We start from the raw sequence: 20,763 nt of genomic DNA on the forward strand, positions 1-20,763 counted from the left end.
TCGTGATTTCAGTGGGGACGGAAAACAAAAACCCCGCCGGTGCGGGGTTTTTCCTGAATGGTTCGAAGCTGACCGGTAAGCCGGGTTCTGTCGTGGACAGTCATTCATCTAGGCCAGCAATCGCTCACTGGCTCAAGCAGCCTACCCGGGTTCAGTACGGGCCGTACCTTATGAACCCCTATTTGGCCTTGCTCCGGGTGGAGTTTACCGTGCCGCGAACTGTTGCCAGACGCGCGGTGCGCTCTTACCGCACCCTTTCACCCTTACCTGATCCCACAAGTGGGCCATCGGCGGTTTGCTCTCTGTTGCACTGGTCGTGGGCTTGCGCCCCCCAGGCGTTACCTGGCACCCTGCCCTATGGAGCCCGGACTTTCCTCCCCTTTATCTGTCTCCCCCGAAGGAGGACGGCAATAAAGCGGCGACTGTCTGGTCAGCTTCGGCGCGGATAATAGGGTATTCCGCGCGGTTTGTCACCCCTCTTGCTGATCCAGAGCGTACTTATACAGCGCGTTCTTTTTCACCGAGTGGATTTCAGCAGTCAGCTGGGCAGCCTTTTTTAACGGCAGCTCTTTCTGTAACAGGGCCAGAGTTCGCAAGGCCTCCGGGGGTAATGCATCTTCTTCGGCGTGGAAGCCTTCCACAATCAGCACCATCTCGCCCTTGCGGCGGTTTTCGTCTTCCTGCACCCAGGCCAACAGCTCACCCACCGGCGCACCGTGAATCGACTCCCAGGTTTTGGTGATCTCCCTCGCCAGCACCACATAGCGTTCTGGCCCCCAAACCGTGACCATATCCTGTAAACTCTCCAGCAGGCGGTGGGTCGATTCATAGAAAATCAGCGTACGCGGTTCCTGCTCCAGCGCGCGCAAAGTATCGCAACGCCCTTTGCTTTTGGCTGGCAGAAACCCTTCGTAACAGAATCGATCTGACGGAAGTCCCGCTGCGCTTAATGCTGTAATCGCGGCACAGGCTCCGGGTAAAGGCACCACGTTGATGCCCGCTTCACGGCAGAGATGGACCAGATGATAGCCAGGATCGTTGATCAGCGGCGTGCCTGCATCGGAAACCAGCGCGATGCTTTGCCCGTCCCGGAGCTTAGCCAGCAGCGTTTCCGCCTTGTGCTGTTCGTTGTGATCGTGTAATGCGAACAGGCGCGCATTGATGGCGAAATGTTGTAGCAACAGCCCGGTATGACGTGTATCTTCCGCTGCGATCAGATCGACGTTTGCAAGCACCGCCAGAGCACGCTGGGTGATATCGCCCAGGTTACCAATCGGGGTTGGGACGATATAGAGCGTGCTGGCAGAAATATCTTCGCGTTGTTTCATTGTTTGATCCGAATTGCCGATTTAATATTGAGCATCTTGAAAAAAACACCACTGGATACAGTATGCTTCCTTCGAAAGTCATTCATAACAAAGCAGGACGCTGCATGCCTGTTCTGCTGGCCGCCCTGATTTTTGCCGGGTGTACCAGCCAGGGCCCGCAAACGCCACCGGCGAATGTGCAGGGCGCAGCCACAGGCACTTCCGACTACTATCTGCAGCAGATGCAGCAAAGCTCAGATGATAACAAGGTTGACTGGCAATTACTCGCTATCAGAGCGCTGTTAAATGAAGGGAAGATCCCTCAGGCCAACGACCAGATTGCCAATCTGCCACAGAAATTGAGCGATACTCAGCGCCAGGAAGCCCTGCTGCTGCAGGCTCAGCTGAAAATCACCCAGCAGGATCTCAACGGCGCGGGCCAGTTGCTGAAGCAGATTGACAGTAGTGCGTTATCAAAAGATCAGCAGGCGCGTTACTACCAGCTGCAGATCGCCACCAGCCAGGGGCGTCCTTCTCTGGATGTGCTGCGTGCTTATATCGCGCAGGAACCTCTGCTGCAGAACCCGGCCGATAAGCAGAAAAACATTGATGCGACCTGGCAGGCGCTGGTGCAGATGACGCCAGACCAGATCAACAACATGGTGATCAACGCCAACGAAAACACCCTGCAGGGCTGGCTGGATCTGCTTAGCGTTTACAAGGCCAACAGCAACGCTCCGGACATGCTCAAAGCGGGGATCAGCGACTGGCAGACGCGCTATCCTTACAACCCTGCGGCGAAGATGCTGCCAACGGCACTGAGCAATGTGCAGAACTTCCAGCAATCTTCGACCGGTAAAATTGCCCTGCTGCTGCCGCTGAGCGGCCAGGCGCAAATTTTTGCCAACGCTATCCAGAAAGGGTTTAACGACGCGAAGAACGGCGTACTGGCTCAGGCTTCAGCTCCGGCAACAGCGCAACCTGCAGGTGGCACGGCCCCGGCAGCAAATGCGACACCAGCGGATCCAAATGCTGTAGTCAGCCCGTCAGCTCCGCCAGCGCAGGGAAGCCAGTCCAATCCGGTCGCAGCACCAACAGATAACGCTGCCGCGACGCCGGACACCGCTAACCCGGCGGCGACAAACCCGGATGGTACCCCTGCGGCAGGCAATCCTGGCGCACAACAGCAGCCTGCGGCTCAGAGCGGCAGCGTAGCGCAGACCGCGCCACCGTCCAGCTCAACGCAGGTGCAGGTCTATGACACCAGCACCCAGCCGATTGACCAGGTGCTGGCGCAGGCGCAGAAAGATGGCGCCACGCTGGTAGTCGGTCCACTGATCAAAAGCAACGTTGAGCAGTTGGCCTCGGTGCAGACCCCGCTGAATATCCTCGCGCTGAACGAACCGGAGTCGGTACAGAACCATCCGAATCTTTGCTACTTTGCGCTTTCTCCTGAAGACGAAGCTCGCGATGCCGCCCATCATATGTGGGACCAGGGTAAGCGTGCACCGCTGCTGATGGTGCCGCGTAGCTCGTTAGGCGACCGCGTCAGCAAAGCTTTTGCGCAGGAGTGGCAGAAGCTGGGTGGCAACACCGTGCTGCAGCAGCAGTTTGGCTCCAAAGCGGAACTGAAGCAGGGGATCAACAGCGGTGCCGGACTGCGCCTGAGCGGAACGCCGGTTACCAGCGCGCAGCCTGAGCAGCCACAGGGCGTGACCATCGCCGGGCTGAACATCCCGGCTCCGGTAACCAGCCCACAACCTGCCGCAGCGGGCAGCGATGGCAATGTGGATTCGGTCTACATCGTGGCGACTCAGGATGAGATGGCGCTGATCAAACCGATGATCTCTATGCGCGTCAGCAGCCGCAGCATGGTACAAATGTATGCCAGCTCGCGCAGCTTCCAGGCCGGTGCCGGTCCGGATTATCGTCTGGAGATGGAAGGCCTGCAGTTCAGCGATGCCCCACTGCTGTCAGGGAGCAACCCGGCCCTGATGCAGCAGGCAGCGAAGAACTTTAACAACGATTACTCGCTGGTTCGTCTGTATGCGATGGGCGTGGATGCCTGGACGCTGGCCAACCACTTCAACGAGATGCGCCAGCTGCCGGGCTTCCAGATCAAAGGGGAAACCGGCAACCTGAGCGCCACCCAGGACTGCGTCATCAACAGGAAGTTGACATGGAGCCAGTATCGTCAGGGACAAATCGTTCCGGCCTCCTGAGCCGACAGCAAACGGGGGCGGGCTGTGAACAACAGGCCCGCCGCCTGCTCGAACAGGCAGGGCTGATTTTTGTGGCGGCGAACGTCCGCTTTCGGGCCGGAGAGATCGACCTGATTATGCGCGACAGGGCGACCTGGGTTTTCGTTGAGGTCCGCTATCGCCGCAATGCGTTATTCGGTGGTGCCGCAGCCAGCGTGACCCGCAGCAAGCAGCTTAAGCTGTTAAAGGCCGCCGCCCTGTGGCTGAACCGCCGTCAGGAGAGTCTGGAAACCGCAGACTGCCGTTTCGATGTGGTTGCCGTAACCGGCGCAAAGGTTGACTGGCTCCCCAATGCTTTTTCAGCAGAGTGAAGGCTCTGCTCATGACTGACCAGGTGAAAGAAGTGCTGGAAAGAATCAAAGTCTGTTTTACCGAGAGTATTCAAACGCAGATCGCCGCGGCGGAAGCGTTACCGGATGCCATATCACGCGCGGCGATGACCATGGTCCAGTCGCTGCTGAATGGCAACAAAATTCTGAGCTGTGGTAATGGGACCTCCAGCGCCAATGCCCAGCATTTTGCGGCCAGCATGATTAACCGTTTTGAAACTGAGCGTCCCAGCCTGCCAGCCATCGCGCTCAGTGCTGATAACGTGCTGCTGACGGCGATTGGTAACGATCGTCTGTTTGATGAGATTTATGCCAAGCAGGTCCGTGCTCTGGGCCATGCGGGCGACATTCTGCTGGCCATCTCAACACGCGGCAACAGCCGCGATATTGTGAAGGCCGTGGAAGCAGCGGTAACGCGCGACATGACCATCATTGCGCTTACCGGCTACGACGGCGGCGAGCTCGCCGGTTTACTGGGACCACAGGACGTGGAAATTCGTATCCCCTCGCACCGAAGCGCGAGGATTCAGGAAATGCATATGTTAACCGTGAATTGCCTGTGCGATTTGATCGATAACACCTTGTTTCCCCACCAGGACGTTTAAGGAGCTTAAATGAAGGCATTACCCGCAATTGCCGTGGTGCTCACCGCGCTGATGTTACAGGGCTGTGTGGCAGCGGTTATTGGCAGTGCCGCGGTAGCAACCAAGACCGCCACTGACCCCCGCACCGTAGGCACCCAGGTGGACGACGGTACGCTGGAACTGCGCGTCAGCAATGCGCTGTCCAAAGACCAACAAATCAAAACCGACGCACACATTGTTGCCACCGCCTATCAGGGCAAAGTCCTGCTGACCGGTCAGTCGCCGAGCGCTGACATCTCCAGCCGCGCCAAACAAATCGCCGTGGGCGTGGACGGTGCCACCGAGGTGTATAACGAAATCCGTACCGGCGACAAAGCCAGCTTCGGCACGGCGTCTTCCGATACCTGGATCACCACCAAAGTGCGCTCACAGCTGTTGTCGAGCGATCAGGTGAAATCTTCCAACGTGAAGGTAACTACCGAGAATGGTGAGGTGTTCCTGTTAGGTCTGGTGACCGATTCAGAAGCGAAAGCGGCAGCCGATATTGCCAGCCGCGTCAGTGGCGTGAAGCATGTCACTACCGCGTTTACTATTTTGAAATAAGCTGCAAACCGCCCGCGCTGTCAGTGCGGGCGGCATTCATTCAAATCCAACCAGCAAGAATCTACTCGCAACGCGAAGATCCCGCTTACAACCGGCTTAAACAATCCATCGCCACCGCTTTAAAGCTGGTGAAATTCTTACTGTCGCGCAGGCGCGTCATCGCCCTTTCCCGCATAAAGGTGACGAACAGATCGTAGATCGCCATCGCCTCTTCGTATTCGGTTTTGCTGATCGCCAGCAGAAAAATAACGTAGGCGGTTTCATCACCCCAGGTAATTCCCTGCGGTGCCAGCACGGTGTAAACCACCGTTTTCTTCGCCAGCAGCCCCAGTGAGTGAGGCAACGCAATCCCCTCTCCCAGCATGGTGCTGACTATCGCCTCGCGCTCTTCAACCGAAGGGTAGAAATCCCGGTCCACCACGCCTTCATGCTCCAGCTGATCGCACAGCGTGCGGAACAGATCGGTCTGGGTCATCGGCTGGTCGATAATGCAGAAATGGCTGGCATCAAAGAATTTCTCCAGCATATAGGGCCGGGTGCGATCCACCAGCACCAGCTTGCCAATCTGCTCCAGCTGAAATTCGGTCGGGAACGGCGACATCACCACCACCGGCTTGTCCTTTTCGGTCAGCCGCGCCGTGGAGATCACGAAATCTTCTTCGATGCTTTCCTGCTGCTCGTACTCACGCAGCGAAACGATATTGCTGACGATGATCTGCGGGTATTTGCGCATCAGCATTGCCTGGATCATTCGCACCGTGGAGTTGCCGGTATCACACACCAGCAGGATCTGCGGATGACGCTGGTAGCCCACGTTGTAATGCCGCTCCAGCCCAACGCCGATATGTAGCACCAGGAAGCCGATTTCATTTTCGCTAATCACATAGGGGGTGTATTTTCCCCAGCTGGAAACCGCCGCCAGCGTTACGTCATAGGCCATCGGGTAGTGCTGCTTGATATTCGCCAGCAGCGGATTGGGAATGTTGATCTGATAACGTACGCGGGTGATCATCGTCTTGATATGCGTCAGCAGGTCTGCCCGCAGCTGCGTGTCGGTCTGCAGGTTGAAGTTATAGTGGGTATTGATATAGCTGAGGATGTAATTCACCAGCGACTCGCCGTCATCCGGGCTGATAGCGCTGGGAGCGATATCCTCAACCCGCCGCGCGGCGATATTCACCCGCAGATAAGCCTCCTCCGGGGGAGAAATCGCCTTGCCGGTAATCGGTCGCATCAGGTTAATGATGTGCCTGGCCGCATCACGGACATCGTCATCCACATCTTCCGCGCTGAAATCGGACAGCGGATAGCCTTCACTGATGCGCCGGACTGCCACCGCGCAGTAGAGTCGCAGATAGAACTCGCTGTCGTCGTTCATACGGATATTGAAGCGGCTGAAGCACTGATGCAGCAGAGGCTGAAGCGTGCTGAGCATACCGCTGTTCAGCGCTTCCAGGTTGAGCAACGGATCTTCGCTGTCCTCCTGGGCAATCTGGTACAGCAGGTCGGTCAGGCAGGAGCGGATCGACACCTCGTTGCCGAACAGCTTCATGCCGTAGCGCGGCTTGGTTTCGATCTGAAGCTGATAGCGCGTCAGCCACTCCCTCACTTCAGCCATATCGCTTTGCAGCGTGGCACGACTGACAAACCACTCATCGGCCAGGTCTTCCAGCTTCAGAGAGAAAGCTGAAGTGAGAAAGCGGGTTAACAGGTAATGCACGCGAGCGGCAGAAGTACGCGGAACCCGCAGATGGGAAGGCGACTGCTGCTGCAACTGGCTGTAGCGGGCGGCATCCTCAATTTTGATTTGATAGCCTTCGCCGCGGTTAAGCACGAAGCGCACGCCGTGGTCGGCCAGCAGCTCGTTCAGGGTGGTGATATCGGTGCGCACGGTGCGCGTGGAGACGTTGAAACGCCGTGCCAGTTCATCCTGGGGCAACGTCTCGTTTTGTAACATATCAAACAGCTGGGCAAGGCGTTGGTTTGGGAATCTCAAAGCTTTTCCTGTGGTTAATCACTGATGGGGCGAATAAATTCGCCCCTGTACAGCGAACAAACAATAATTCCAGCGGCGGAATTTATTCCGCCCGGTCCGATGATATGCACCATCCATGATGGCGGAAGTCATCCCGCCCTGTCATTACGGCGTCAACACCAGCTGTGATGGCGCACCAACCGCCGTGTAGTCATCAGTAAACGACAGCGCGCCGCTGGCTGCGTCCACACGGAAGCGAGTAATGTTATCGCTGCGCTGGTTCATGGCATACAGAGTCTTACCATCCGGCGACAGCGTCAAGGTTCGCGTGTAGTCGCCGCGCGTCCAGACGTCATCTTTGTGGCTCAGCGTGCCGTTTGTCTCAATGGCGAAGTGCGCAATGCTGTTATGCAGGCGATTCGCCACGTAAATGTTTTTACCGGCCTTATCAATAACCAGCCCGGCGGCAAAACTGGTGCCCTTGTAGCCCGCAGGCAGTGAGGATACGGTTGCCGCTTCGGTCAGCGTCCCCGTGTGCGCATTAAACAGATAATGCGTCAGGGTTGATGCCTCTTCATTGATAAGATACAGCGACTTACCGTTGGGATGGAAGACAAAATGCCGTGGACCTGCGCCCGCCGATGAAGCGGCAATCCACGCCGGTTTATTCGCCTCCAGCTTGCCGTCGCTGCTCAGACGATACTGGTAGACACGATCCAGTCCCAGATCGGTAGAAAACACAAATTTTCCGGAAGGATCGGTGGCGATCATATGCGCATGCGGGCCGTTATGGTCGCTGACCGCAAAGCTGCCTTCTACCGCCGCGGCCGGTTTCGCTGCGCCAGCCGGTCCCTGATCCTGCTGAGTATCACTTGCCTCGCCAAGATGACCATCGGCCATCACCGGCAGAACCGCTTTGCTGCCGCTGACGTAATTCGCCACCAGCAGGAATTTACCGTCGGGCGTCAGTGAAAGATACACCGGCCCGGCGCCATGAGTACTGACCTGGTTCAACATTTTCAGGCTGCCATCCTCTGCGATGGCATAAGCCACCACAACGCCCTTCTCGCTCTCGCTGGCCACATACAGCGTCTTTCCATGAGCATCGACGGTGAGCTGCGCCGGGTTGGGCAGAGTGCTGACCAGCGTTTTACCGCTCAGCGCCCCGTCCGCTGGATCCACCTGAAAGCGGTAGAGCCCTTCACCGTTGGGATTGTAGGTACCGACATAAGCATACTGCGCCTGGGCGGTTAAAGGGGCCGCCGCCATCAGGGCTAAAGACACTGCGGAGATCAAAGACCAGTTACGCATGGTGCTCCTCGCTTATAAGGATGGACATCAGAAAAGGCGGGCAGAACGCCCGCCAGGGAAAGCGTTATCCGACCAGTTTTTTGGTCATTGCCAGCAGGGTGCTGACATCAGCCGGGCGGGTGTTGCCTGACTCTTTATCAATGATTGAGCTGTATATATGCGGGATGATTTTGCTGACGCCAGCGTCCAGCGCGATCTGCAGGATCGCTTCATAGTTCTCCAGATCGATACCACCGGTCGGCTCCAGCCAGAAGTCCTGATCGGCGCAGGCTTTCGCTACCGCTTTGAATTCATTAATGGCTTTCAGGCCGCCCATCGGGAAGTATTTCACCGAGCTACCGCCAAAATCTTTCAGCATGGCGATCGCCGTTTCTACCGGCACGATAGCATCGGCTGCTCTGGAGCTGAGCGGGCCGGTAGAGATCTTCACCATGCCCGGCGTACCGGTAGGCGAGATCAGGCCATTGACCACGGTCTGGTCCTGACCCAGCAGCGCACGGCTGGTTGCCACGCCGGTGAATACCTGGTTTACGTGCTGTGGCTGAACTTCTGCAGAGATGGCGCTGACCATCGCTGACTGGTTCGGGTCACCTGCGCCCAGGCCCACGGACAGGGCGTTATCGATAAGCGCAGCATACTCACGCATATCCGCCACGGCGCTCGCCACGCTGTCATAGTTTTTCGACAGCACGCCAACCAGCACGTGGCCTTCCGCCGCCTGCCAGATGTCGCGGGCGTTCTCCTTAGAACCGGCCAGTACGTTCAGGCACACGCGGTCCTTGTAAAATTTTGGGTTCAGCTTCATGCGTTTTTCTCTCCTGATAACAAGGCCTTGATGCAAACAAAAATAGTATTGAGCTGGTCAGCCGTGACGCTGCGGACATCCACTTCCACAATCCCTTCGTTGGCTTTATAACCACGGAAGTAGATAGCGATTTCGCCCGTTTTCAGCGCCTGCACCACGTCGCCGGTGGTGTGGCCGATGACCGCTTCGTCAAAATGAATTTCCGCACGGGCGATATCACGGCCCGCTGCATCCCACACCACGCGGGCGCTGATGCCATTCAGAGAGTTCAGGTTGTCGATAAACGGCGTCATTTTTTCCACCATCTGCGCACCGGAAACCTTCTCCTGCACCAGATAGTTTTCAATCGCCTGGGTCAGGCCCAGAATGCCTTCCTTGCCGACTTTCATCGCACGGCCGATACCCATCGACTGGCGTTTTACCCATTCGACGTGCTGTTTACGGCCCATCACCAGCCCGCTGGTCGGCCCTTCAATCGCCTTGGCACCGCTGTAGATCACCAGATCGGCACCGTACTGGTAGTAGCACTGCAGATCTTCTTCGGCAGCAGCATCGACAATCAGCGGCACGCCATGCTTGCGGGCAACCACTGCCGCCTGCTCAACGCTCAGGTGGCTTTTTTGCACGCAGTGGTGGGATTTAATGTAGAGGATCGCTGCAGTCTGCGGCGTAACGGCAGCAGAGAGCTGGTCAGCAGAGCATTCGTTGGCGTAGCCCGCCTCGACCAGGCGTCCACCGCCCATCGCCACCATGGTGCCCACTGGCGCGCCAAAGTTAACGTTGTGGCCTTTCGGCACCACGATGTCGTGCGGCACCACCAGCGGCGCGGCGTGCAGATTTTCCAGCAGCCAGTCGTCGTCTTTGACGATAACCGCCGCAACACTTTGAGCGATCCCGGCAGAGGCGCAGGAAACCACCACCGCGTCTTCACAGCCAAGCAGGCTGGCAATGTAAGACCCGGTCTTGTTGACCAGGTCTTTAATTTCAAAATAGTGATTGAGGCCGTACTTCACCGTATCGACCACGTCGGCGGCCGGGGTGGAAACACCGAGGATAGTCATGCGGCCGGAGGCGTTAATAACCTGTTTTAAGCCGTATTTTTCATAGATCGAAGACATGATGTTTTTTCCCTTCATCGGTAATAAACCACTGACCGCCAACCACGGCGGCCAGTGGCATCAGCTGCTTCTCACCCGCGACCGACTGCCCTTCGGAGTCGGTGAACAGGCAAGTTTCCTCTTTGACGTCAAAAATGGTCAGGTCGGCGTCGTAACCCACTTCCAGCCGGCCTTTATCATGCAGGCACAGGCCCTCCGCCGCGCTGACCGTGACACAGTCAATGATTTGCGGCAGGGTCATGCCCACGCTGAAGAATTTGGACATCACATGGGCCAGGGTATAGACCGGGCCATTGATGCGGTTGCGGCAGTAAATATCAGAACTGATGGTGTGCGGCAGGATGCCCTGAGCAATTGCCACCCGCGCCACTTCAAAGCTGAAGCTGGCGGTACCATGGCCGACATCCAGGCGAACGCCGCGCTGCAGTGCCCGGGTAACCGAAGCACGAAGCTCTCCGGCAGGCGTCAGAATGCGGTTAGGCTTGCCGTTGTAGCAATGGGTTATGATGTCGCCGCTGCTCAGCAGATCGGCTATTTCGTCCAGATCCGGCGGGTTGTTGCCAATGTGTACCATCAGCGGCAAATCGCCGTTTTCGTGCTGAATCTCCTTCGCGCGAACCAGTGGCTTGATGCCGTTCGCTTCCACCACGCTGCTGCTGATACGGGCTTTAATCCCGATGATAAATCCAGGCAGGCGCTGCACTGCATCACGCACACCGACTTTATCGATCTGGTTCATGTCCGCCAGCTCGTTCTGCGTGAGGATGCCGGTACGGGCAATATTCAGCAGGGCATACACCTGAGTGCTGGCGCTGCGGGTGAGCTGATAAAACTCGTCAACGTCATCTGCGCCAGTGCTGCCAGCGTCCACCACCGTGGTAACGCCTGTCTCCACCCCGATTTTGTCCGCTTCATCATGATAGATGGGCGATTTCGGGTAGCAGTGCACGTGGGAATCGATCCAGCCCGCGCTCAGCCAGTAGCGTCCTGCGAGATCGCGCTCCTGCGTGGCGCTGCCTTCTACCTCGCCCAGCGCGGCAATTTTACCGTCGCAGACTGCGATATCGGTCAGGCGGCCGTCAGAGAGACGCGCCCGGCGGATGATGAGATCAAACATGACAAACTCCTGTATCACCGGATACTCAAAGCATCCGTCAAAGCGGTCTGCCCACCTCTGGGCAAACCGCCGTTACCTCAGAGAGCGACCGGGAAAATAGCACCCAACAGCATCGCACCCAGAATTGCGCCACCGGTAATCGGCTTGTTCCACATATAGAACAGCAGCGCGCCAATCAGTGAACCCAGGCCAATCGGAATCGATGCGGTCATTGCCGACAGAATAATCAAAGGCCCGAGGAAGCGACCGGATGAGTTACCTGCGCCCATCATCACGTCAGCCCCGTAGGTGGAGTCGCTGTTATTGATGGTGAACTTACGTGCCAGGATAATCACGTAGCCAATTGCCACGCCCAGCACCAGGCCGGTCACCAGCGAAGCAGCGAAGTTCGCCACCGGGTAGACAATGCCCGCGCCCAGCAGCAGAGCCGGTACGCCCAGACCAATACCGGTCTGAATAGCGCCGCCGATATCCAGGATCCCTACCAGCGATCCTTCGATAATACGGGCAAACAGGAAGCTGGCACCGAAGGCCGCTACCGCGCCGTAGACGCCGGTTTCCATCCCCGAACGCAGCATCGAGACGAAAGCCACTTCATTAAAGGCACCCAGGCCGTAGACGTAGTACATGTGCGTACCGGCAAACACCCCGGCTGAGAGTAGCCCGACAAAAATCGGGAAAGACCAGTCGGCATACCAGAAACCGCTTTTAGATTCTTCCATTTGCATGGTCCTCTTATTTACCGCTCAGGGTGTTGTGGATCATCTCCAGCCAGCCCGGGACACCCAGCTGGAAGGACTGCAGCACTTTCATGTCGAAGCCGCGGAAGAACCCGCTGAGCACGAACAGCAGCACGATGGCAAACATCATCACCTTGGTGACCTTGTTCCAGCCGCTCTCTTCCACGCCTTTACCGATCAGGATACCCAGTACCAGACCCGGTACGGCGTTCCCCATGATCAGCTGCGCCAGGCCGCCGAAGATGGTGGCCCAGAAGCCCGACTTCTTACCGGCATCAATCGCCGCCAGCCAGAAGATCACCGGCATCACGGTGTTCACCAGCAGGTTAGCCGCAGGCACCAGCACTTTAACCGCCGTCACCTGCAAAGCAGCAGGCACAGCCGAGGCGGTGGAGTTAAGGAAAGCGACCACGATCATGCCGATGATGCCGCAGGCAATGGCCATTTTTTTCGGGTCGTGCAGGGTTTCAGCCACGTTGCGGTTTTTCACCATCAGCGCGGCGGCCCCCCAGTGTGGGATGATGCGGTGGTCAACGTCCTGAGTGAACGAGCCCGCAGCTACGGAAGAAGCCCAGGCGTTAAAGAAGAAACCCAGGCCGAAAGAGAAGTGAGAAGCCGGATCGCCTTCACAGGAATTCAGTTCACCCAGTGTACGAAACGCCCCCATCCCCTGCGTCGTTGGTGCATGAAACATTCGCGCAGCACCTGCGCCAACACCCACACCGACAAGACCGCCGATGATGAGCGACTTAAAGAGAATAATTAAAAACATCAGTCTTTCCTTTCAGGCTTACGCCAACGTTTTTAAGTCATGGTTATTGCTGCCCTTGCGGGCAGGGCTTTATTGCGTAATGAAATCGACCTTATCAACGTCGATAACGCTTACGTTGACGGTAATCTCCAGCTCAATGCTGTAACTCCGTCGTTCTCTCGCCAGGAAGAAGAACAGAAACTTCTCTTTCCTGACGCTCTCCCGTGCCTGAACCACCTTCACATCCTGCGGTTCAATGCGCAGCAGAACCTTGTTGGTCGATTTCAGCAGCGTGTTCTGTACCCTGGAAAGCGCGTCGGCAAAGGCTCTGGCTTTGCTGTCGCCCTTGCCGCTGACGGTTACCGTGGTAGTGAATTGCTCCTTCATCAGTCAGGCACCGTGCTTTTTGGTCCACGCCTGCACCAGACGCTCACCCAGCTCTTCTTTATCCATAAAGCCAAAGCCCAGCACAGTCGCGCCTTCGTTGATAGCGGTTACGCCTTCGTCGATGGAGCGCATACCATGTTTAGCTTTATAGCCATATTTGTTCTGAGCGGTGATGGCACCCGCGCCGCCGCTACCGCAGAAGGAGATGCCGAAAGAGGCACCTTCTGCTTTCATCACGTCGCCCAGCTTCATATCTGCCGCCACGCCCGGCACCACGACGGCTTTACCGCCCGCTTTTTCCACGCCTGCTGCAACTTTCTGGCCTTTACCTAAACGATCGCCGATAACTACGATGACTTGTGACATGTTGTGTTCCTTAATTTGTAGAGGGCGAATTCATTCGCCCCGATTAAAATTTATTCGCCCTGCGGCGTTTACTCGTTCTCTTTCGCCACTTCGAAGTGGACGGACAGCAGCCAGGCCTCTTCTCTTGGCAGGTTGCCAAACAGATCCACCACCTGCTGCGCCAGTGACATGGACTCAGGAGAGATGTCTTCAAACAGCTCCTCTTCCACTTCCGGCAGTGGCTCTCCGGTCAGGGAGCGCAGCGCCATTGCCCGCACGTGCGAGGCCAGCATCTGCTGCTGCACGGCATTAGGCGTAATATTTCTGGCGGCAAACAGGCCCGCAATTTGCCCCATCACCTTGTCTGCCAGCGCCTGAATTGCCTGGTCACCGTCTGCCGTATTCACCGATACCGCTCCATTGTTCACGCTATGCCCCTTATTTTCCGTTTCGGCTCAGGCACGAAACACAGTTTATTCGCGATGAAAATAAATTAGCGCCCGACGGCCTGAGTGTGTAGGCCGACTTTTTCCACTTTGAAGTGGAAATAGCAGCGTGAGATGAGATCTGATCCACAAAAACGTTATTTTGTGCATCAGAGGCCTAAAGATTGGAGAAAAATCACAAAAAAAGGCATTGATCTGCTAACCCAATGCAATATCAGGGGAAAATCTCAGCAACGGCGGGTATTTTCTGTCTGGAAATATAGGGAAAACTTATAGAAGGAAATATTTAACGCGGGAAAAACGGGGTAAAAAGCGGCGCAGCCCTTTAAATCTGCGGCATGTAACCTGTTATGCCTGAATACCTGGATAAATTAACATCGTTAAAAAAAGGGCTCATTTGAGCCCGACGACATTAGCGGAATTTTTTATGATTGGTGTCACGTGTGGCGGCAAATTTCTTCGCTTCTTCCTTCGCGCCAGCCAGGTTTCCGGCATCGGCCAGCTTCATGCTGGCGTTAATCTGACCAATCAGCGTATCCAGACCGGCACGGAAATCTTTCATCTCCGGGCTGTCCGGTGACTGACCTTTCAGCTTATCCGGCGTCTGTTTTTTGGCATCTTCAGCTGCACCGCGCATATCGGTCAGCGCTTTTTTGAATTCTGCCACGTCGTCTGTTTTAGTCACGGTACGGTATGCTCCTTTCAGCGTATCCATATCGTTTTCGAGATCGGCCATCGCCGAAAGGCTGGAGCACAACAAAGTTGCAGTCAACATTGCAAGTAGAGTCTTACGCATCGCTCAGTTCCTTATTTTTATGTCAAAAGGCACAGCAAAAAGGGTGACCAAAAGGTCACCCTGATAATAGTACGGAAATGTGAAGAATTGGCATTCTGATGCGCATCATTTTCCGGGCAGGCTGCTGGCAGCGTACTGCCTGGTTTCCCCTGGCGTGCCCGTACCCGGTAATGTCAGCTTATGGTTTTCTTGTCGCCTGAAGCCGCAAAGGTTTTCATCAGGTCAGCAAACCCTTCAACGTTGAACATAATGGCTTCTTTAATCAACAAGATGATATCTGTCGGGTTAGCGAAAAACTTATTAATTTCGGAAAAGCCCAGTTTCACCCGTTGCTGATCGGGGCGCGTATAGGTTACCAGGCCATCTGACAGAATACGTTTGGTCCACTTCTCCAGCGTTTTACCGTCAATCGCATTGGAAAAGCCCGACAGGATGGTCATCATGTCGATCTTCTTCTCCGCACTCTCCTCAAGCAGGGACTGGAGTTCGCTACCTTCCGTCGACTTGAGCAAAGGCAGCAAAAACTCTTTCTGCAGATCGGCAACAAAAGTCAGCCTGCGCCACGCATCGATTTTGACAATATCGAACCCGTTGCCACCAACAATAATGTTTTTGATTTCTGTAGTCATAAATTCCCTCGACAAATTAGAATATAAAAAATAACTATCTTTCTGTTAATGCTTCATTCACCTTATTAAAAGGCTTCATCAAATAATGCGCGACAGTTTTACTTCCTGTTTTAATATCGACTGCTGCAACCATACCTGGCGAGATAAACAACTTCTTACCTCTCTTATTCAGCAGATAGTCTTCCTGAGTACGGATGTATACCCGGTAATAGAGCATATCGGGTTTTTGATCGTCTTTAATGGTATCAGGAGAAATGGTGACCACCTCGCCATCCAGCCCGCCATAAATAGAGTAATCATAAGCAGTAATTTTAACTTTAGCATGCTGGCCGGGATGAATAAAAGCAATATCCCTGGGTGAGATTCTGGCTTCCACCACCAAATTATCATCAAGAGGAACAATTTGCATTAAAACACCATTAGGGGCAATAACACCGCCAATACTACTATTGACAATTTCCTTCACAATGCCACGTACCGGTGAAGTAATGGTCATTTTCGACAATGAGTCTTTCCTGCCTTTGACAATTTCTTTTAGCGAAGACAATTCGGTATTAATTTTAACCATTTCTTCCCTGGCTTTTACCGTGAACTCCGCTTTAAGCTCTGCCTCCTTCACGCTCAGCTCGACGAGTTGGCGCTCTAACCGGATCACATCAACCGAACTGGATGCCCCTGCGCGGGCAAGCTTTCTGTTAATAGCCAGCTCGTTATTAATCAATCGCCTCGAATCTATGATGCTTTTTAACGAGGCGTCATAGCGCTCTTTACGGGACACCTTTAGCCGCCTTTCCGTTTTTCTCAGTTCGGGAAAATCGTCCAGTACGACGGAAAATTTCAGTGGGATATCATTTGCTTCCGAGTAAAGCCGGTCTCTCTGGGCCAACAGGGCACGATATTTTGATTCCGACTCATCAACCGTAGAGAGCGTCCTGATGATATCCAGCTGGGCAAGAACTGCACCCGCTTCAATCACGTCTCCCTCATTGACGTAGATTTTCTTCAGGATCCCCCCGTCCAGCGACTGAATAACCTGTTCTTTAGAACTGGGAATGATCTTTCCGTTACCTTTAGACACTTCGTCAATTTTGAAAAAAGTCGCCCACAGTATAATCAGCGTGATAAAAAAGATAATACAATAAATGATCCTGACAGAGCGGCTCAGCGTGACGTCATTTTGCAGGTTGAAGGTCACCGCTTCATCAATTCCATCATCTGAATTGTATAATTCCGTATTATTCTTCCTGAAAAGCACCAGACAACAGAACTCTGCTACAGAGGTTACTTTTTCCATAATAAGGCAATAGAAATTTTTAATTTTCTTAAACATTTAACCGCCCTGTTAAAGTGAATCCATTATTTGATCTCTGGGATTGTCCAGAACAATACGCCCGTCGGAGATAACAATAATTCTGTCTACCAGTTCAAGGATCTTTTTCCGATGGGTGGCGACAATAAATGTTCTGCCCGTCAGCCAGGGTTTCATATTCTCAACGAAGGCCTGTTCGGTAACATCATCCAGGGAAGCCGTCGGCTCATCCAGCAGGATAATATCCGGGTTTCTCAGCATTAAGCGGCTCAGCAATAATATCTGCTGTTGCCCGCCGGATAATCCCAGTCCGCCCTCCATCAGTTGATGATCAAGGCCATCAGGCAGCGAATTGATAAAATCGATCGCGCCGGTTCGGGTGATCACCTCCAGCAACTCCCGCTCGCTGGCAAGAGGCATTCCCATCATCAGATTTTCGCGGATTGAACCAAAAAACAGGCGGGATTTCTGCGAGAGATAGCCAATATCGCGGCGGAGATCGGCCGGGTCGATATTATCCATCCTGATATTGTCCAGGGTGATCACTCCGCTTTCATGGAGCATCGTACCGGCCAGCGCATTAAGAAGCGAAGACTTGCCTGAGCCATTCCGGCCCAGAATCGCGATCTTTTCTCCGGCCTTTATCTGCAAATCACTGACGCTGAGCGCGACCTGACGGCTGGCGGCGTGATGCCTGAAAACCGCATTGTTCAGCATGTAGTTGCCCGATAGCCCCGCCTTATGAACACGCCTGACGTTTTCCGGATGATCGGTCGGCAAATCCATAATGCTGTCCAGTCCGGCAATCGCCACCTTCGTTTGCTGCCAGCGGGTCAGCAGGCCGGCAATTTGTGAAATCGGGGCCATCATCCGCGAGCTGAGTATGGAGGAAGCAACCAGTGCGCCGGTGGACAAATCGCCGGTCATGGCAAAGGGCGTGCCGACCAGAACCACGCAGACAAAAACGGCATTCTGGATGGTGTAAGACCAGGAAGTTAACTTGTGCGTCAGATGTTTCAGCTCCAGGCTGCTCTCTGCCGTGGTCGAGGTGTAATGAAGCCACTGCTGCTGGAACCGGTGTTCAGCCTGAAGATATTTAATATCATCCATGCCCTGCACCACCTCGACCAGCATCGCGCTGCGCAGTGTGGACTCTCGCATGGAGGCACGAGCCAGCCGTGCCAGCTTTTTCTGCGTTAACAGCCCCGGCAGCACCATTAAAAACATGCCGCAAAGAGGAACGAGGAAGACGATCCCACCAAGGGTGTAAATGATAAAAAGAAACAGAAAAAAGAACGGAAGATCGGCAATCGCCACCACGGTTGAAGAGGTAATCATCTCCCTGACCTGCTCCAGCTCTCTGATTTGCGAGATGAAGGTACCGGTGGACTGGGGACGGTGGCCGTTTTTAATACGCAAAGCATGGCCAAAAACGCGATCGGAGATCCGCAGATCGGCACGTTTGCCCAAAATATCAATCACGCCGTAACGCATCAGCCGTAACACGAAATCAAATACGAACGCCAGACTTACCCCGGCAAACAGCACCCACATCGTGGGCCAGGATTGCGCCGGAATGACACGGTCATAGGTCTGCATGGAATAGGTGATCCCAGCCAGCCCCAGCAGATTAATAAACAGTGCGGCAAGGATCACAATGTAATACGGCTTCATATTTCTGAAGACAATACGCCAGATCCAGTGTTTCTCGCGGGGTTTGATATAGTCATCCACGCGGGGATCTGGCGAATTTTTGATTGGCCTCAGGGTATACACACTGTTGCCTTCGCCGAAAATCTCATCTTTGCTCAGGGTGGTTAGCAATCCCTGATCTTCGGCAAACGAGACCAGATAGCTGTCATCTACTTCGATATTTTTTAACAGCGCCACTTTCCCGTCTTTCATACTGACCACGACAGGCAGCACCCAGCTGTTAAATCTGAAGCGGGCAATATCTGTTTTCTTCAGTGCAAATCCGGCCCGTTTGGCCATCATTTTTATGACTTCATCTTCGCTCAGGTCTTTATGCCACAGTGCAATGATGTTGATGTTTTCTTCAGAAACATCCAGGCGGTAATGGTGCGCCAGTTCGATAATAGTTACTTTCCAGGCCAGCAGACTGGTATAGCGATCCTGGTCCGTGCTGTCCTCAGGTAGCAGGCATTCCCCGTTCTCTGCATAAAAATTAGTGTTCAAAATTCCCTCTCCCGGTCTCGTCTGTGTTTCCTGTAAAACGGCTTTCCAGTTGCCCTGACAAATACAGACAATCCAGCGAGAAACTCGCTATGGTAAAATCACCGTTAATGATATCCATCCGGGTCTGGTGTATTTCGGATTCTGCGGACAGTAAATCTGAGAATGAACGTGTGCCTAACTCAATATATTGTAATTTGTAGAGGTTACGTGTTTGCACCGCCTCGTGTTCGCGCACCTTTTTTGCATCAAGGCTGTAAGTGGTGTTCTCAATCTGGCTTCTTGCCTCAATAATCTTACGTTCTGCCTCTTTTTTTTCCACATCGAGGTTATATTGCGCCGCGGAGAGTGATTGCTGCGCCTGTTTGATTCTCGAATTCTGTGCGCCCCCCTGAAAAATTGGGGCTGTTATATTAATAAAAACACCGAACTCACCACTCTTGTCCGTCTTACTGTAAGATTTTCTGTCATCATAAATTCTGTATTCATAAGTCGGACTTAATGAAATAGTGGGGTACTGCGCAGATTCCATTGCTGATATCTGCTCTTTTGCTATCGCCACCTGATTATCAGCCATTTTTATCGCGGGGGAGATCAAATGCTCCGTATCGATACGATAACATTCCTTGCCCAGCAAGACTGAAAGATCGCTGTGGTTATTAGTTGTGACTTTTCTGTTCACCAGGCTACTCAGCGTTGAAACCCATTTGTTATACTGCGCAGAATAATCCTGTAATAGTGAGGTCACTGATGCCAGTCTCACTTTAGACTGGGAATATTCAGATTCCGCACTGGCCCCTAACGCTCTGCGTTTTTTGGCAATCTCATTGATGGCTTTGAAACCTTCAACCTGTTGCCGCGCAATAACGATCATTTTTTTTAATCTGTCCGCCTGGAGCCAGGCCGTGGCCGTCTCATAAAGTATTTCATTGATATTTTTATGCAAGCTGGCACCAGACAGCGATGAATTTGACTTTGCGATATTTACCCGGCTTCTGGTTTTACCAAAGTCGTAGATCATCTGACTGGCGGTTAATACAGCTTTACTGGTTCTTTCATTTTCATTGGTATAATTATTTTCTTCAAAACCAGACTTCACGCCTGCATCCAGCACGGGATACCAGGCGGCTTGCGCTTCATTCACCGACTCTTCGGTCAGCGCCAGTTCCTGCTGTGCCCGTTTGATCAGTGGATGCCAGCGAACAGATTGCCTCAGAGATTCGATGAAACCTGTCTCACCAGCCCCCTCCGGTACCCGTGAGTCCTGTACTCTGCTACTTCCCGTTTTAGCAGCCATGCTGCTTTGCAGCTTCCCCAGGCTACTGCTATCTGGAGATTCACGCCTGACGGGCATTGCTCCTGGCACGGGCGACGCAACTGCATTCACCCAAAATCGTTCCGTTTTTTTTACATTACCTTCAGTGACTGTCTCAGAAGGTTTTACGCTGTTTATAACAACAGATTTTTTATTATTATCGGCCGTCACTCCCTTAACTTTAACATTACTTTTCTGTTCTGAATGACTCTGCTTTACTTCATCGCCATCATCAAAACTAACGGGGAATACTTTATTGCCCCCGGAATATTCCTGAGAATTTAATGATGCATTAATGCCAAATGATATCATAAAAGATAATGCTATTATGACAGCATATAAATATCTTAGCGTAGCCCCTTGCATTTTTGAAAATTCCTTTTCATATGCATGCCGTTAAATAACACGTTATTATTCATGAAAGTGTGCCATATCTCTACGG

Annotated in this window: 20 protein-coding genes and 1 other RNA gene; 4 read left to right on the top strand and 17 right to left on the bottom strand. The window is 53.8% G+C overall.

Going from position 1 to position 20,763, the window contains the following annotated elements; genetic code table 11:
- Window positions 1-60 precede the first annotated feature (60 nt).
- Both rnpB and rsmI read right to left on the bottom strand, forming a co-directional pair.
- An RNA gene (gene rnpB / locus AC3Y5R_RS13855) (RNase P RNA component class A) lies at window positions 61-438 on the bottom strand.
- 32 nt (window positions 439-470) lie between these two features.
- Complete coding sequence (gene rsmI / locus AC3Y5R_RS13860) at window positions 471-1,328, bottom strand: 16S rRNA (cytidine(1402)-2'-O)-methyltransferase (protein WP_489921834.1); 858 nt, start codon at window positions 1,326-1,328, stop codon at window positions 471-473.
- 62 nt (window positions 1,329-1,390) lie between these two features.
- Between rsmI and AC3Y5R_RS13865 the strand changes: the two genes are divergently transcribed.
- Genes AC3Y5R_RS13865 through dolP form a run of 4 tightly spaced genes read left to right on the top strand, consistent with a single transcriptional unit; the run spans window position 1,391 to window position 5,084 of the window.
- Window positions 1,391-3,529 (top strand): penicillin-binding protein activator, encoded by a 2,139-nt coding sequence (locus tag AC3Y5R_RS13865; protein ID WP_489921835.1) that lies wholly within the window; start codon window positions 1,391-1,393, stop codon window positions 3,527-3,529.
- Complete coding sequence (locus AC3Y5R_RS13870; RefSeq protein WP_489921836.1) at window positions 3,487-3,879, top strand: YraN family protein; 393 nt, start codon at window positions 3,487-3,489, stop codon at window positions 3,877-3,879. Before AC3Y5R_RS13865 ends, AC3Y5R_RS13870 begins: the two co-directional genes overlap by 43 nt.
- A gap of 11 nt (window positions 3,880-3,890) precedes the next feature.
- A complete protein-coding gene (gene diaA / locus AC3Y5R_RS13875) occupies window positions 3,891-4,502 on the top strand; it encodes a DnaA initiator-associating protein DiaA (RefSeq protein WP_370521031.1) in 612 nt (203 codons plus the stop codon).
- A 9-nt stretch (window positions 4,503-4,511) separates the two neighbouring features.
- Window positions 4,512-5,084 carry a division/outer membrane stress-associated lipid-binding lipoprotein gene (dolP, locus tag AC3Y5R_RS13880; protein WP_158781296.1) on the top strand — a complete coding sequence of 191 codons (573 nt, stop codon included), beginning with the start codon at window positions 4,512-4,514 and terminating at the stop codon, window positions 5,082-5,084.
- An 85-nt stretch (window positions 5,085-5,169) separates the two neighbouring features.
- Here the strand turns inward: dolP and AC3Y5R_RS13885 are convergent, their stop codons facing one another.
- From AC3Y5R_RS13885 to AC3Y5R_RS13955, 15 genes are all read right to left on the bottom strand, one after another.
- Window positions 5,170-7,080 carry a BglG family transcription antiterminator gene (locus tag AC3Y5R_RS13885; RefSeq protein ID WP_489921837.1) on the bottom strand — a complete coding sequence of 637 codons (1,911 nt, stop codon included), beginning with the start codon at window positions 7,078-7,080 and terminating at the stop codon, window positions 5,170-5,172.
- Window positions 7,081-7,224: 144 nt separating this feature from the next.
- A complete protein-coding gene (locus tag AC3Y5R_RS13890) occupies window positions 7,225-8,370 on the bottom strand; it encodes a lactonase family protein (RefSeq protein ID WP_489921838.1) in 1,146 nt (381 codons plus the stop codon).
- A 64-nt stretch (window positions 8,371-8,434) separates the two neighbouring features.
- Window positions 8,435-9,175 (bottom strand): 2-dehydro-3-deoxy-phosphogluconate aldolase, encoded by a 741-nt coding sequence (dagF, locus tag AC3Y5R_RS13895; RefSeq protein WP_489921839.1) that lies wholly within the window; start codon window positions 9,173-9,175, stop codon window positions 8,435-8,437.
- Entirely contained in the window at window positions 9,172-10,293 is a 1,122-nt protein-coding gene (locus tag AC3Y5R_RS13900; RefSeq protein WP_489921840.1) for a DgaE family pyridoxal phosphate-dependent ammonia lyase, read from the bottom strand. The genes dagF and AC3Y5R_RS13900 overlap by 4 nt, the downstream gene beginning before the upstream one ends.
- On the bottom strand, window positions 10,277-11,410 hold the full coding sequence (locus AC3Y5R_RS13905; protein WP_489921841.1) for an amidohydrolase/deacetylase family metallohydrolase: 1,134 nt from the start codon (window positions 11,408-11,410) through the stop codon (window positions 10,277-10,279). Before AC3Y5R_RS13905 ends, AC3Y5R_RS13900 begins: the two co-directional genes overlap by 17 nt.
- Before the next feature lie 77 nt (window positions 11,411-11,487).
- Window positions 11,488-12,132: a DUF4310 family protein gene (locus AC3Y5R_RS13910; protein ID WP_158781284.1), complete on the bottom strand. Its 645-nt coding sequence runs from the start codon at window positions 12,130-12,132 to the stop codon at window positions 11,488-11,490.
- Window positions 12,133-12,145: 13 nt separating this feature from the next.
- Window positions 12,146-12,922 (bottom strand): DUF4311 domain-containing protein, encoded by a 777-nt coding sequence (locus AC3Y5R_RS13915; protein WP_158781281.1) that lies wholly within the window; start codon window positions 12,920-12,922, stop codon window positions 12,146-12,148.
- 69 nt (window positions 12,923-12,991) lie between these two features.
- Entirely contained in the window at window positions 12,992-13,288 is a 297-nt protein-coding gene (locus AC3Y5R_RS13920) for a DUF4312 family protein (protein WP_489921842.1), read from the bottom strand.
- 3 nt (window positions 13,289-13,291) lie between these two features.
- Window positions 13,292-13,654: an SFCGS family glycine-rich protein gene (locus AC3Y5R_RS13925; RefSeq protein WP_489921843.1), complete on the bottom strand. Its 363-nt coding sequence runs from the start codon at window positions 13,652-13,654 to the stop codon at window positions 13,292-13,294.
- Window positions 13,655-13,722: 68 nt separating this feature from the next.
- Window positions 13,723-14,061, bottom strand: coding sequence for a glycine dehydrogenase (locus AC3Y5R_RS13930; RefSeq protein WP_489921844.1), 339 nt, complete (start codon window positions 14,059-14,061; stop codon window positions 13,723-13,725).
- Window positions 14,062-14,491: 430 nt separating this feature from the next.
- Entirely contained in the window at window positions 14,492-14,875 is a 384-nt protein-coding gene (cybC, locus tag AC3Y5R_RS13935) for a cytochrome b562 (RefSeq protein ID WP_489921845.1), read from the bottom strand.
- A gap of 173 nt (window positions 14,876-15,048) precedes the next feature.
- Window positions 15,049-15,504, bottom strand: coding sequence for a phage tail assembly chaperone (locus tag AC3Y5R_RS13940; RefSeq protein ID WP_489921846.1), 456 nt, complete (start codon window positions 15,502-15,504; stop codon window positions 15,049-15,051).
- Between the two features lie 34 nt (window positions 15,505-15,538).
- Window positions 15,539-16,834 (bottom strand): beta-barrel domain-containing protein, encoded by a 1,296-nt coding sequence (locus AC3Y5R_RS13945; RefSeq protein ID WP_489921847.1) that lies wholly within the window; start codon window positions 16,832-16,834, stop codon window positions 15,539-15,541.
- 12 nt (window positions 16,835-16,846) lie between these two features.
- Entirely contained in the window at window positions 16,847-18,973 is a 2,127-nt protein-coding gene (locus AC3Y5R_RS13950) for a type I secretion system permease/ATPase (RefSeq protein WP_489921889.1), read from the bottom strand.
- 25 nt (window positions 18,974-18,998) lie between these two features.
- Window positions 18,999-20,687 carry a TolC family protein gene (locus AC3Y5R_RS13955; protein WP_489921848.1) on the bottom strand — a complete coding sequence of 563 codons (1,689 nt, stop codon included), beginning with the start codon at window positions 20,685-20,687 and terminating at the stop codon, window positions 18,999-19,001.
- Window positions 20,688-20,763 lie beyond the last annotated feature (76 nt).

The sequence above is a fragment of the Erwinia sp. 009765445 genome (assembly GCF_058137865.1).

What these genes read in the sequence shown, in the direction of transcription:
- rsmI (WP_489921834.1), bottom strand. Translation starts at nt 1,328, where the DNA reads ATGAAACAACGCGAAGATATTTCTGCCAGCACGCTCTATATCGTCCCA.
- AC3Y5R_RS13865 (WP_489921835.1), top strand. Translation starts at nt 1,391, where the DNA reads ATGCTTCCTTCGAAAGTCATTCATAACAAAGCAGGACGCTGCATGCCT.
- AC3Y5R_RS13870 (WP_489921836.1), top strand. Translation starts at nt 3,487, where the DNA reads ATGGAGCCAGTATCGTCAGGGACAAATCGTTCCGGCCTCCTGAGCCGA.
- diaA (WP_370521031.1), top strand. Translation starts at nt 3,891, where the DNA reads ATGACTGACCAGGTGAAAGAAGTGCTGGAAAGAATCAAAGTCTGTTTT.
- dolP (WP_158781296.1), top strand. Translation starts at nt 4,512, where the DNA reads ATGAAGGCATTACCCGCAATTGCCGTGGTGCTCACCGCGCTGATGTTA.
- AC3Y5R_RS13890 (WP_489921838.1), bottom strand. Translation starts at nt 8,370, where the DNA reads ATGCGTAACTGGTCTTTGATCTCCGCAGTGTCTTTAGCCCTGATGGCG.
- dagF (WP_489921839.1), bottom strand. Translation starts at nt 9,175, where the DNA reads ATGAAGCTGAACCCAAAATTTTACAAGGACCGCGTGTGCCTGAACGTA.
- AC3Y5R_RS13900 (WP_489921840.1), bottom strand. Translation starts at nt 10,293, where the DNA reads ATGTCTTCGATCTATGAAAAATACGGCTTAAAACAGGTTATTAACGCC.
- AC3Y5R_RS13905 (WP_489921841.1), bottom strand. Translation starts at nt 11,410, where the DNA reads ATGTTTGATCTCATCATCCGCCGGGCGCGTCTCTCTGACGGCCGCCTG.
- AC3Y5R_RS13910 (WP_158781284.1), bottom strand. Translation starts at nt 12,132, where the DNA reads ATGGAAGAATCTAAAAGCGGTTTCTGGTATGCCGACTGGTCTTTCCCG.
- AC3Y5R_RS13915 (WP_158781281.1), bottom strand. Translation starts at nt 12,922, where the DNA reads ATGTTTTTAATTATTCTCTTTAAGTCGCTCATCATCGGCGGTCTTGTC.
- AC3Y5R_RS13920 (WP_489921842.1), bottom strand. Translation starts at nt 13,288, where the DNA reads ATGAAGGAGCAATTCACTACCACGGTAACCGTCAGCGGCAAGGGCGAC.
- AC3Y5R_RS13925 (WP_489921843.1), bottom strand. Translation starts at nt 13,654, where the DNA reads ATGTCACAAGTCATCGTAGTTATCGGCGATCGTTTAGGTAAAGGCCAG.
- cybC (WP_489921845.1), bottom strand. Translation starts at nt 14,875, where the DNA reads ATGCGTAAGACTCTACTTGCAATGTTGACTGCAACTTTGTTGTGCTCC.
- AC3Y5R_RS13940 (WP_489921846.1), bottom strand. Translation starts at nt 15,504, where the DNA reads ATGACTACAGAAATCAAAAACATTATTGTTGGTGGCAACGGGTTCGAT.
- AC3Y5R_RS13945 (WP_489921847.1), bottom strand. Translation starts at nt 16,834, where the DNA reads ATGTTTAAGAAAATTAAAAATTTCTATTGCCTTATTATGGAAAAAGTA.
- AC3Y5R_RS13955 (WP_489921848.1), bottom strand. Translation starts at nt 20,687, where the DNA reads ATGCAAGGGGCTACGCTAAGATATTTATATGCTGTCATAATAGCATTA.